General features: G+C 44.3%; 11 protein-coding genes and 1 pseudogene. 1 reads left to right on the forward strand and 11 read right to left on the reverse strand.

All coding sequences use genetic code 11. The annotated features are described in order from the left end of the window. Positions 1-5 precede the first annotated feature (5 nt). The 9 genes from I2D69_RS13805 to I2D69_RS13845 form a co-directional block, all read right to left on the reverse strand. Entirely contained in the window at positions 6-1652 is a 1647-nt protein-coding gene (locus I2D69_RS13805) for a response regulator (RefSeq protein WP_173715745.1), read from the reverse strand. 213 nt (positions 1653-1865) lie between these two features. Next, a complete protein-coding gene (locus tag I2D69_RS13810; RefSeq protein WP_148461524.1) occupies positions 1866-2798 on the reverse strand; it encodes an ABC transporter substrate-binding protein in 933 nt (310 codons plus the stop codon). A 138-nt stretch (positions 2799-2936) separates the two neighbouring features. Continuing rightward, the gene (locus I2D69_RS13815; protein WP_148461523.1) at positions 2937-3953 is read right to left on the reverse strand and encodes an ABC transporter permease; all 1017 of its coding nucleotides are present in this window, start codon (positions 3951-3953) and stop codon (positions 2937-2939) included. After that, positions 3946-5478 (reverse strand): sugar ABC transporter ATP-binding protein, encoded by a 1533-nt coding sequence (locus I2D69_RS13820; RefSeq protein ID WP_148461522.1) that lies wholly within the window; start codon positions 5476-5478, stop codon positions 3946-3948. The genes I2D69_RS13815 and I2D69_RS13820 overlap by 8 nt, the downstream gene beginning before the upstream one ends. 201 nt (positions 5479-5679) lie before the next feature. Then, a complete protein-coding gene (locus I2D69_RS13825; protein ID WP_195380073.1) occupies positions 5680-6318 on the reverse strand; it encodes a bifunctional 4-hydroxy-2-oxoglutarate aldolase/2-dehydro-3-deoxy-phosphogluconate aldolase in 639 nt (212 codons plus the stop codon). Positions 6319-6345: 27 nt separating this feature from the next. Continuing rightward, positions 6346-7398: a sugar kinase gene (locus tag I2D69_RS13830; RefSeq protein WP_187565238.1), complete on the reverse strand. Its 1053-nt coding sequence runs from the start codon at positions 7396-7398 to the stop codon at positions 6346-6348. Between the two features lie 2 nt (positions 7399-7400). Beyond that, the gene (ilvD, locus tag I2D69_RS13835) at positions 7401-9146 is read right to left on the reverse strand and encodes a dihydroxy-acid dehydratase (protein ID WP_195380074.1); all 1746 of its coding nucleotides are present in this window, start codon (positions 9144-9146) and stop codon (positions 7401-7403) included. Positions 9147-9164: 18 nt separating this feature from the next. Further along, positions 9165-9401 (reverse strand): HPr family phosphocarrier protein, encoded by a 237-nt coding sequence (locus I2D69_RS13840; RefSeq protein WP_173715741.1) that lies wholly within the window; start codon positions 9399-9401, stop codon positions 9165-9167. 13 nt (positions 9402-9414) lie between these two features. Beyond that, positions 9415-10770, reverse strand: coding sequence for a gluconate:H+ symporter (locus I2D69_RS13845; RefSeq protein ID WP_148461517.1), 1356 nt, complete (start codon positions 10768-10770; stop codon positions 9415-9417). 280 nt (positions 10771-11050) lie between these two features. On the opposite strand from I2D69_RS13845, the gene I2D69_RS13850 reads away from it, so the two are divergent. Continuing rightward, entirely contained in the window at positions 11051-11740 is a 690-nt protein-coding gene (locus tag I2D69_RS13850; protein ID WP_195380075.1) for a FadR/GntR family transcriptional regulator, read from the forward strand. Between the two features lie 111 nt (positions 11741-11851). On the opposite strand, the gene I2D69_RS13855 is transcribed toward I2D69_RS13850, so the two are convergent. Both I2D69_RS13855 and I2D69_RS13860 read right to left on the reverse strand, forming a co-directional pair. Continuing rightward, complete coding sequence (locus I2D69_RS13855) at positions 11852-11992, reverse strand: HAD hydrolase family protein (RefSeq protein ID WP_243243830.1); 141 nt, start codon at positions 11990-11992, stop codon at positions 11852-11854. A gap of 11 nt (positions 11993-12003) precedes the next feature. Then, positions 12004-12814: pseudogene (locus I2D69_RS13860) on the reverse strand (IS256 family transposase); the annotation flags it as partial. Positions 12815-12918 lie beyond the last annotated feature (104 nt).

The following is a 12918-nucleotide window of genomic DNA, read 5'->3' on the forward strand; positions in this document are numbered from 1 at the left end:
TTGATTTATCCATACAATTTTCTATATGTAGAGGGTTTCACCCCTGCCGCTTTCTCAAAGGTATGTGTGAAATGTTTCGGATCGTTATATCCTACCCTCCTGCAGATTTCTGTTACTGGAAGATTGGATTCCCGAAGGAGTAGCTTGGCCTGTTCCATTCTCACGTTGATCAGATATTTTGCAAAACCTTCTCCTTCTGTCTTCTTGAATAAGGCACTGAAATAAGCAGTGCTAAGTCCCACTATCTCGCTGACTTCCTCTAAAGTCAGCGGATCACTGAAATGGTTCTGGATATATTCCTTTGCCTTGCGAACCGGGCGGATAGTATCAGTTTCATAGCGTTCAGCCTGCTCCTGGATATATTTTTTCTGGAAATCCCCAAGACAGGAAAAAATTTCCTCTATTTTTCCACATTTATCACACTGTTTACGGAATTCCTCCACAGTAGCAGTACGCTCTGGAATCCGAATACTTGCCGCAAAAATATCAGCTGCTGCATACACCAGTTCAAAAATCTCGCTGCCACGAATTTCTTTCGCCTTATTTACCGTATCCTGCAAATCCTCTACTGCTTCTGCTGCATTCTGAATGCTGGAAATTTCTACGGCATGAGTAATCTCACGAAGATACTTTTTCAGCAACTCGCTCTCCTGGATTTCTGAAGCTTTTCCCAGACAGTCAAGAACCCGTCCGTCCCCTTTTACCAGCCTTTCCTGGATCAGTTTTCGGGCTTCCTGCATAGAGTCAGCCAAATGCTCTGCCTCTTTGTATGCAGCTCCAACTGCCATGGAAAAGCTTACATGCTGAAACATATTTTTCTGGATTTCCATCTGGGTAAGGCTGCTCTTCATGCTCCGGCGGATGGATTCCTTCTCACTTTCCGGATAGTTAAGAATACCGTAGCAATAGTCATCACGAATCAGAAGAACTAATTCGCGGCTGTCTTTTTTCAGATTTCGTTCCAGGACCTCACGTACTTTTTCCATAAGGATTTCACTGGAAGTGGAGCTGATCTCTCGTGCGCCAGCCAGACCTGTTGTTCCATCCATTCTGCCGCCAGAAATGATCTTTCTTCCATAATCCACTTTTACACAAAACGCCTGGTACACTCCCTGTCTTGCTTTCAGATGATAAATGCTCGTCAATGTGTCCTGTGAAACCGGCATATCCGGCTGATCCAGCAGCCGGTCGATCAGATTTGCCCGTAAATGGTCATCATCCCTTTTCGCCTTATTTACAAGCTCCTGATGATTCAGTTCCGACTCCTTGCGCTCCCCGATCTTTTTCTGCAATTTCTGCAGGGTAGCAGTCAGTTCCCCCTTGTTTACCGGCTTCAGAAGATAATGTCCCACACCGTAACTGATAGCCTGCTGTGCATACTCGAAATGGGCGTAACCGCTGATTATGATTACTTCCAGAGCGGAATCCAGCTCCTTCACCCTTTTTACCAGCTCCAGGCCACTGCAGCCTGGCATGCGGATATCTGTGATCAGAATATCCGGCTGTGTCTGCCGTACCATTTCGCAGGCTTCCTCTCCGTTGTGGGCGATTCCCACCACCTTCATTCCCATAGAATCCCAGTCGATCAGTGCCTGGATCAGCTGGCAGATCCGCACCTCATCATCTGCAATTACTACCTTTAAAATCTCCATGTTCTCCGTCCCCATTACATGATTACTGTGAAGAAATTTCCCCATTTTTTTAGAAACTCTCTCCACTTTTTCTTACTTCTAATAATAATCCATTTCAGCATTTTAAGCAAGAAAACCGCCGGAAAAACCGACGGTTTCTTGCTCCTTATAATTACTGCCCCAGCCGTCATCATATCCATGACGTTCCATGAACAATATTCCTTTTATTTCAGATTATTTATCAGAATCCTTTGTGATCACAGATACACCTGTATCTGTAACTTCTCCGCCGAGTTCCTCGCCGTTGATTGCTTTTACAGCTGCTTTTACGCCTTCAGATCCCATAACATCTGGGTTCTGAGCCATTGTGCAAAGAAGATATCCGTCGTCGATCAGGTTCAGAATCGCGTCAGATTTATCAAAACCAACACCGATGATGTCAGCGTTTCCAGCTGCTTTGATGGCATTTCCGGCACCAGTTGTGGAGCCTTCATTACATCCGAAGATACCAACAACACCCTGTGTAATGTAGTTCTCTGCGATACTCTGGGATTTTGCAGCATCACCTTCGCCGTACTGGGTTTCCATGATCTCGAAGTCTGTGCCGTCAAATGCTGCGCGGAAGCCTTCCTCACGGTTTACGCAGGAATCAGTAGCTGCGTTTACATTAATGATACCGATTTTACCAGATGTAATACCAGCATCCTCAAGCGCCTTCTTCATCTCTTCTCCTGCTGTTGTTCCAGCTGCCTCATTGTCTGTGGAGAAAGTAGCTTCTGCCTCTACATTTGCAGGGGAATCAACATATACGATCTTAATTCCCTGATCTTTTGCTTCCTGAAGTGCGGAAGAAATAGCGTCTGGTCCGTTTGCAGCAACCATGATTGCATCATAACCGCCTGCTACTGCATTGTTTACACACTCGATCTGCTGAGCGTCATCTTTTGTATTCGGGGACATGAAGTCAACTGTTACACCAAGCTCTTTTGCTTCTTCCTGAGCGCCTTCGTTCAGGGTGATCCAGTGCTGGTCGATAGAGTCCATTGTGATCAGCGCAATTTTCTCATCGCCTGTAGCCTTAACATCATCTGATGCATAAACAGTAGCTGCTCCAAGGGAAGCGATCATAGATACTGCACATACCATAGCTAAAAGTTTTCTTTTCATTGTAAAAATCCTCCTAAAAATTATTTTTTATAACTACCCGCCTTCTCCATTTGCGGTTTAGTTTCATGAAATTATTTTACATCTCCCATATTCAGTTGTCGATTTCATTTTCCTGTGAAAAATACTGTTTTCTTGCGGTTATTTTTTTCTGTGTTTGCCAAACTGTCCGTTTCTTACAACTACATCCAGCAATACGGCTGCAACTACGATCACGCCGATTACAACTCGCTGGATACCAACTTGTGCACCGATCATGTTCAGACCATTTTCCAGAGTCTGCCAGACAGCTGCACCTGCGAAGGTTCCAAGAAGGATTCCAGTTCCTCCAAGTGGGGAAACGCCACCGATTACGCCGGCTGCTACGCCATACATCTCGTACATGTTTCCAGCTTCCATATTTCCCATACCAGCCTGTGCGCAAAGGATAAGACCAACTACACAGGAGCATACGGAGCTTACCAGATAAGTCTTTACTGTGGTGGAAACTACGTTTACACCAGAAAGCTTTGCCGCGTCCACGTTAGAACCGATTGCGTAAATATGACGGCCTGTACGTGTCTTGGATAAGATAAAGAAAAATATAACAAAAATAACAAGTGCGATCCAGAATGTGTTATAAATGCCAAGCGTTTTACCGTAATAAAAACAATTTTGGAATGCATCAGCCGTTTCTTTTCCAACACCTGTTGCAATGGCATCTGTATTTCTGTTTCCGTTTACCATGTAGGCAATTCCTCGTGCTACGAACATGGTTCCCAGAGTTGCAATAAATGGAGGGAGTTTAAATTTTCCAACCAGATATCCATTTACCACACCAACTACCAGACAGGCAATAAGTGCGATCACAATTGCAAGGAATGGTACCATTCCTGTTGTCATTAAGGTAGCTGCGATCATGGCGCTCATTCCGACCATGGATCCGATTGACAGGTCAATGTTTCCAGTGATCAGTACGTAACTTTGTGCAATACCGATCAACAGGTACTTGGACATGGAACGCAGCAGGTTCAACATATTCTGTCCTGAAAAAACCGCCGGGTTAATGATACCAAATGCGATATAAATAATGATCAGCCCCACGAATGCGGTAAGTGCTGCCCCCATTCCCCTGATTCCCAATAATTTCTTTAAAGGGCGTTGCTGTTTACTATTCATTTTTACTTCCTCCCTCAGTTTCCTTAATACTCTTGTTTTCAAAGGATGTTGCCATTGTAAGGATCTCGTCCTGGGTGGCTTCCCTTGCTGAAACCTCACCGGTGATACGTCCGTCACACATTACGATGATACGGTCTGCAATTCCCATGACCTCCGGCATTTCAGAGGATACAAACATAACTGCAATTCCCTGTTTTTTCAGCTCATTCATCAGATTGTAAATTTCTACCTTTGCGCCAACATCAATTCCTCTTGTGGGCTCATCAAAGATAACAACCCTTGAATCTCTTGCGAGCCATTTTCCAACAACTACTTTCTGCTGGTTTCCACCAGAAAGATTGCCGGAATCAATTTCCACATTCGGTGTTTTAATCTGGAGATCCTTCACTGCTTTTTCGCAAAGAGCATCTTCTTTTCCTGAGTTTATCACACCCATCTTATTGCATACAAGGTCAAGATTTGGCAGTGCCAGGTTCTGACGGATGCTCAGTTTCGTACAGAGACCGTCTTTTTTACGATCCTCAGGAGCAAGCACAACACCGTTTCGAATGGCATCCATTGGACAGTTGACTTCGATTTTTTTACCATCCACATAAAACTCTCCGCTGTCTTTCGGATCAACACCGAAGATGGCTCTTGTAGTCTCCGTTCTTCCGGCTCCCATCAGTCCCGCAAATCCTACGATCTCGCCTTCATATAAAGAGAAGTTGATATCTCGGACCATTTTTCCGGCATTGAGATTTTTCACTTCAAAAATCTTCTTGCCTTTCCTGCATTCCACTCTCGGGAATTTTTCTTTGATTTCACGGCCTACCATATTTTTGATAATGTAGTCCATGTCCATGTCTTTGAAATTACCGTCTGTTATGTATTGTCCATCTCGCATGATGGTAACTCTGTCCACGATATGGGACAGTTCTTCCAGTCTGTGTGAAATGTATACGATTCCTCTTCCTTCGTCCCTCAGCTTTCGGATGATACGGAAAAGATCATCAATTTCTTTTGCTGTCAGAGAGGATGTAGGCTCGTCCATGATCAGGATCCTTGCATCGATGGAAAGTGCTTTTGCAATTTCAACCATCTGCTGTTTGGATACTGGCAGATCTCCTACGATCTGATCCGGACTGATGTCGATTCGAAGATCGTCCAGAACCCTCTTGGCTTCTTTCCGCATCTTCGCATTATTTAAGGATAAACCACCTTTTACTTCTCTTCCAAGGAACATGTTCTCCGTTACTGTTAAGTGCCTGCACATGTTCAATTCCTGATGGATAATGGCTACTCCTGCTTCCTGGGCCTGCTTTGGTGTTAGGTCGTCATAGGATTTTCCGAAGATTTCCATCGTTCCTTCGTCTCTGGTATATACACCGCTGAGGATTTTCATCAGGGTCGATTTTCCGGCTCCATTTTCTCCCAGCAGCGCCATGACTTCTCCAGAACGCAGCTCAAATTTTACATGATCCAGAGCCTTAACACCCGGGAAACTTTTGCTGATATTGTTCATGGAGACAATGACCTCATTCATTCCATTCCCTCCTTATTTATTTGTTTTTGTTTTCCTTTGTTGATATTATCTTAACTCATACGATGGGGTTGGGATAGAGGGGGAGAGTTTGGGTTTATAGGGGTTTTTTTATTGTATGAAGGGTATGTGTGTAAAAAACAGGACCCTGTTTTCATGCAGGATCCTGTTTTTTGTGAATATGAATATGTGTAATACCTCCGATTATTTTCGGATGGAAGCAACCAGTTTTCGTGCTTCTGCTGTCAGGTCTCTGATCTTGTCAAATTCTCCGTTTTTTACAAGCTCTCCTTTTACCATCCAGCTTCCGCCGCAGCATATAATTTTGTCGAAAGAAAGATAATCTTCCAGATTTTTTGCATTGATACCGCCAGTGGGCATAAACTTAATTCCCACATAAGGTGCAGCCATAGCCTTGATCATGGCAACTCCGCCTGCCGGTTCTGCCGGAAAGAATTTTACCACCTTAAGGCCTCTTTTTACTGCCTGCGCAACCTCAGACGGTGTGACGCAGCCTGGGAAAACAGGAATTTCTTTTTCCAGACAGTAATCTACGATCTCCGGATCAAATCCAGGGCTTACAATGAACTTCGCACCAGCTGCAACAGCTGCATCCACCTGCTCTCTGGTAAGAACAGTTCCTGCTCCTACAAGCATCTCCGGAAACTGTTCTGTCATCAGACGGATTGATTCTTCTGCTACTTCTGTACGAAATGTAACTTCTGCACATGGAAGTCCACCTTCAACAAGTGCCTTTGCAAGGGGTACTGCATCTTTTGTATCTTCCAGCACAACTACCGGAACAACACCAAGCTTCTGAAACTTCTCTGCTATATCCATCATTTGAATTTCCTTTCACTCAAAAACATGTTATCTTTTTATATCAAAATTCATTTCCATCACATGTCTGATCAGGGAAACATCATCTGTAATATTTCCGTCACCATGAATGGTATGCTTCACTGCACTGGCTGCAACACCAAAGTTCACAATATCTTCCGGTGTATATTCATTCATCAGAGCATAAATAATACCACTTACAAATGCATCTCCACCCCCAACACGGTCAAGAATATGGAAGGTAAGCCGTTTGCTTTCATAAATCTTTCCGTTTATCCAGAGATAGGCCATAAGGCTGTTCTCACTGCAGCTGTGTGCAAAACGCACATGTCTTGCAACGCATTTGATATTCGGATATCTCTCTACAAAAGCCTTGAATACTTTTTCCTGCTGTTCACGGTCCGGCTGGAATGGAACACCATCCTTCACATCACCTGCGGTATGATCTTCTTCATTTTTCCAGATGTGGTAAGGCTCGATTCCAAAAAGAACATCTACATATGGAAGGCAGAGGGTACAGAAATCTCTTGCTTCCTCCCAGCTCCACAATGTACTTCTGAAATTTCCGTCAAAGCTGACGGTCATGCCGTTTTCCTTTGCTGTTTTCAGGCAGGTCAGGATCAGTTCACCGCAGCTTTTTCCAAGTGCAGGTGTAATGCCGCTCAGATGAAGCCAGGTGTAACCTTCCAGAAGTTTTTTCACATCTGTTTTGCTGAAATCATATTCGGAAAAGGCACTGTGCTTTCTGTCATACACCACTTTACTTGGACGGATTCCGTAACCAGTCTCAAGATAATAGGTTCCAAGCCGATGTGTCGGTGTCTCTTCTTCTGTTGAATAAACTACGCTGTCGCAATTTACATCATTGCTTCGCAGCATACGTACAGCACTTTTTCCAAGACTATTTCCCGGAACTACTGTAAAGAATGAGGCATCTACTCCAAGATTTGCAAGGGAGAGGGCCACATTGGCCTCACTTCCCCCATATCTTGCCTCAAAAGATGTTGCGGTTCTGATTTTTTCATAATCTGGCGGAGTCAGCCGAAGCATGATCTCGCCGATGGTAATAAATTTATGCTTCATAATCAATACTCCAGATAAGCTCCCTTCATTGGACTTGCAGCATGCTGGCTGAAAAGTCTCAGGACACCTTTTTTGTATTTCATTTCACGTGGTTTCCAGTTTTTACGTCTTTCTGCAAGAATCTGGTCGATTTCCTCCATAGACTTGCGTTCTCCTGCGATTCCGATGATGTTCAGTTTCCTTTCCATAACATCAATTTCGATAAGGTCTCCCTCTTCCACAAGAGCGATCGGACCTCCGTCAACAGCCTCCGGGCTGCAGTGTCCAATAACCGGGCCGGTAGATGCTCCTGAGAAACGTCCGTCTGTGATCAGGGCAATGCTCTTTCCAAGTTCCTTATCACTGCTGATTGCCTCAGAAGTGTAGAACATTTCCGGCATTCCGCTTCCCTTTGGTCCCTCGTAACGGATGAAGACTGCATCACCCTTCTGAACCTTATGCTTCAGAACTGCATCCAGACATTCTTCTTCGCTGTCAAATGGTCTTGCGCGGAGAACGGATTTGAACATTTCCTTCGGGCATGCAGTGTGTTTGATCACGGCACCTTCCGGAGCAAGGTTTCCACGAAGAACTGCGATACTTCCATCTGTTCCGATTGCTTTGTCATATGGACGGATGATGTCTTCCTTCGTAACATTTACATTGTAACGTTTGTTAAATTCCTGAAGCCATTTATCACATTTTTCATAGAATCCGTTGTTCTTCAGTTCTTCCAGGTTTTCTCCTAATGTCTTTCCGGTAACTGTCATGACATCCAGGTGGAGATGCTCTTTAATCTCCTCCATGATTGCCGGTACACCACCTGCATAGTAGAAGCACTCTGCTGGCCATCGGCCTGCCGGACGTACATCCAGAAGATATCTTGCATTTCTGTGCAGCTTATCAAAGGTATCACCTGTGATCTCAATGCCAAACTCATGGGCAATTGCCGGAAGATGAAGCAGACAGTTGGTGCTTCCTGAAATTGCAGCATGAACAAGAATTGCATTCTCAAAGCTGTCCATAGTTACAATGTCAGAAGGACGCATATTTTCCATCTGGGCAATTCTCACTGCCTGTCTTCCAGCTTCTCTTGCAAAGTCAAGAAGGTCAGGGCTGGTTGCCGGCATCAGGGCTGTGCCTGGAAGTGCAAGTCCAAGTGCCTCTGCCATAATCTGCATGGTAGATGCAGTTCCGATAAAGGAACATGCGCCACAGCTTGGGCATGCATTGCATTTTGCCCAGTCAAGCTTCTCTTCATCAATTTCGCCACGCTCGAATTTTGCGCTGTACATTCCAAGCTGCTCCAGTGTCAGCATTTCCGGTCCGGCATTCATGGTTCCACCTGGAACAAATACGGAAGGAATGTTTACTCTGGCAAGTCCCATCAGATTTCCCGGAACACCTTTGTCACAGCTTGAAAGGTATACACCTGCGTCAAAAGGAGTAGCATTTGCATGGATTTCGATCATATTGGCGATCATCTCACGGCTGGCCAGACTGTAGTTGATTCCATCTGTTCCCTGGCTTTCACCGTCGCAGATATCGGTACAGTTATAACGTGCTCCGAAACCGCCTTCTTCTGCGATTCCTTTGCGGACTTCTTCTACAAGGATATTCAGATGTCCGCTTCCCGGATGGCTGTCACCATAGGTGCTTTCAACCATAACCTGGACTTTTCCAAGATCTTCTTTTGTCCATCCTGTTCCAATACGCAGCGGATCAAGCTCCGGTGCAAGCTTTCTCATTTCCTGACTTTTTAACTGCATGATTTTTTCCTCCATTTTTTATTCTCTGATAAGCTTCAAACTTTCCAGTGTTTTCCTGAGTTTCTCTTCGTCCTCTTCTTCTACTCCAAGTTCTACATCATCAAATGTTGGCAGACTGAACACACCCAGCATTGATTTCGCATCTACAATATATCTTCCGCAGATCAGATCTACATTTTTCTCACATCCTGATGCTGCCTGCACCAGATGCTTGGCATCACACATATCTCTTAAATAAACCGGTATCTTTATCATTGCGTCCTGCCTCCTATGCAAAGATTGAAACAATAAAGCTTACAATAAGTGCCGTAACACCGATCAGTGTCTCCATGATCGTCCAGGATTTCAGGGTTGTCTTTTCGTCGATCTCAAGGAATGAGGTTACCAGCCAGAAGCCTGCATCATTCACATGGCTCAGTGCAGTTGCGCCGCCACAGATTGCACAGCACATAGCAGCTCTGTAAAGCATGCTGGTACCCATTACAGCCGGCATGGTTGCCATAATTCCGGATGCCATTGTCATCGCTACAATTGAACTTCCTACAGAAGCTCTGACCAGAAGTGCAATGAGAAATGCGATCAGGATCAATGGAAGCCCACTCTTCTCCAGCACCGGTCCAATAATGTTTCCAAGGCCGGAATCCTGAAGCATCCATCGGATCACTCCGCCGCTGGCAATTACCAGAAGGATCATGCCTACCGGTCTGAGTGAATGATCCAGGATTTTCTTTAACTGCGCCCCGGTAAATCCTCGTTTGATTCCCAGGAAGTACATAGATGCCAATGTCGCAATGGTCAGTGCAAGGAATGGTTTTCCTATGAATCCCAGAACATCCTTTACTCCTTCTGGAAGCGGCATATACTTGGATAATGTGCTGAGAAGGATCAGAACAAGCGGAATCAGGATCACACCTAATACCAGGCCAAAAGGCGGAAGGTCTTTTCCATCATCTTTAATCTCTTCCACATTTGCCGGAAGCTCTGTATGAATCTTGTTACCAATGAAGCTTCCCCAGAAGATTCCGGAAACCATCATACAGATCAGTGCGGTTGGAACTCCTACCATGATCATGGTTCCCAGGTTCACGCCAAGGGCATTTGCCACAAGTACCGAGCCTGCTGAAGGTGGAACAAAAGCATATCCACTGGCCAGACCGGAAAGAAGGGGAATCGCATAATACAGGGTGGATTTTCTGGTCTGTTTCGCAACACTGAATACCAATGGGATCAGTACCACAACACCAGCTTCAAAAAATACGGTAGTACCAATTACAAGTCCTGTAAGTCCAAGTGCCCATCCGGCTTTTTTCTGACCAAATTTACCGATCAATGTCTCTGCTATTCTCTGGGCTCCTCCGCTTACCTCCAGGATTCCGCCAAACATGGAACCCAGGCCTACCAGAAGCGCAATTCCCTGTAGTGTCTTTCCAACACCTTTTTCTACCGTATCCGAGATCATCGTAAGCGGCATTCCAGCTCCCGCTCCAATGATGATTGCGGAAATCATCATTGACAGAACCGGATGAAGCTTAAATTTGATGATCAGTACCAGCAGAACCACAATTCCCACCGCCGCCGCGATCATCAGTCTCATTGGATCCGCCGCAAAAGTTGTTTCTTCCATTTTTCTTTTTACCTCCTTGATTCATCTGATGTCTTACAATCTTTCGATAAATTCATCTGACCTTTTCTGTGGCTTTTACGTAATTTTCCCTTTAGTTGCTGTCTTTTTCCTTTGAATTCATCTGATGTATTTATGGTATATTCTATTCTCCAAAAACGCAATACGGAATTTTATCTAAAATTTTGTATTTATTTTTGTGCAATTTAGCATTTTGACATTGATTTCAAAAAACATTATCATAAGATACAGGAATTATCACATCAGAAATGGAGCAAATCATATGACGAATTTGTTATCAGAAGAAAAAAGTCTTCCTCAAAAAATATCAGAGGACATTATTGCACTTATTTTAGAAGAAAACTTACAGCCAGGAGATAAATTACCGAATGAAACTATTCTCTCAGAACGTCTGAATGCAGGAAGAAGTTCTGTCCGGGAAGCCATGAAGCTTCTCGCATCCCGAAATATTGTTACGATCCGACAGGGTTCTGGTACCTATATTGCTTCTTCCCCCGGAATGGTGGATGACCCACTAGGCTTTACCTTTATCGGCAATAAGCAAAAGCTGATCAATGACCTTCTGGAAGTGCGCTTCCTCCTTGAGCCCCCTATTGCTGCAATGGCAGCCACACGTGCCGATAAAAAAGACATAAAAAAAATCACCGCGCTTTGCGATGAAGTAGAAGACTTATTAAAAAAACATGAAGACCATACACAAAAGGATATAGATTTTCATGCAGCCATTGCTTTGAGCAGCAAAAACGTTGTGGTTCCAAGACTGGTTCCTGTGATTAACAGCTCAATCCCTCTGTTTGTAGAGACCACCAGAGGTACACTGCTGGAAGAAACCATCGAGACCCACCGTGAGATTGCGGATGCCATTGCCGCACATGACCCGCTCCGCGCACAGGATGCTATGTATCTGCATCTGGTTTATAACCGTAAGAGGATTCAGATGATTGGAAAGTGAAACCAGAGAGCCAGAGCGTGTTTGAAAAAGGCTTTCTGCAAGATGTGCGTCACAATTTGTGGGCGATTCGCCCGGATGCAATTACACGTTTATATTGCCAGGTAGCCTTTATTACAAGGCTACCTGGCAATATCTCTCTAAAAACACAGCTGCACCATCTTCATCGCAGTCTGATGTTATCTCATCTGCTGCACACTTTACACTTTCTTTCGCATTTCCCATTGCAACTGCCATATGAACCTGTTCGAACATTTCCAGATCGTTCTCAGATCATTATAATTTACATATTTGAAAGAATTGCGTAGCATATGGATCACACATCTCTGCCTGCGGATAAACTGCCTGAATAGCTTCTTTAAAACCCGGAAGACCATCCACGCAGAAGAAAAGGACATCTTTTACTCCGCGGTTCTTAAGATCATTAAGCATCCCAAGCCAGAACTTGCTGGTTTCATTTGCGCCTACTGTGATGCTGAGGATATCTTTGTATCCCTCCACTGTAACGCCAAGAACTACATACGCAGCACGACTCAGGATCCTGCCATCCTCACGTACTTTATAATGAATACAGTCCATAAAGACAAACGGATAAACCGGGTTCAGAGGACGGGACTGCCATTCCTTAACCTGAGGAAGTATTTTGTCTGTGATCTTGCTGACCATTTCAGCTGATAGCTCAATTCCATAAAGATCCTGGAGCTGGTCGTGGATGTCACGTGTACTCATACCACGGGCATATAAAGATATCACTTTTTCCTCAATCCTGGAAATATCTCTCTGGTATTTAGGGATGAGTTTTGGTTCAAACTCACCGTTACGGTATCTTGGTACGTCGATTTGAAATTCACCGTATTGACTCTTTAAGTTTTTTGTAGAATGACCATTTCTTTTATTGTCTGTCTGTAGATCTCCCTTATGGTTTTTCTCGTAGCCAAGAGTTGCATCCAGTTCTGCCTCCATCAGCTCCTGCAGGATATCCTTGAAACGGTCTTTCAGAAGCGTGTATATATCTGCAACGCTATTAATGTTGTTTTCTGAGATGATCTGTCGAATTTGTTCTTTTGCAACTGCCATAAAAAATACAAACTATTTTACACTACCTGATATGCTCCCTTCTAGGTAGACAAGTGAAATAATAAAAACTTGTCACTTAGGAGGGAGCATATTTTATGTCTAAA

The sequence above is a fragment of the Ruminococcus sp. D54t1_190329_F1 genome (assembly GCF_015551645.1).
Classification (GTDB): domain Bacteria; phylum Bacillota; class Clostridia; order Lachnospirales; family Lachnospiraceae; genus Blautia_A; species Blautia_A faecis.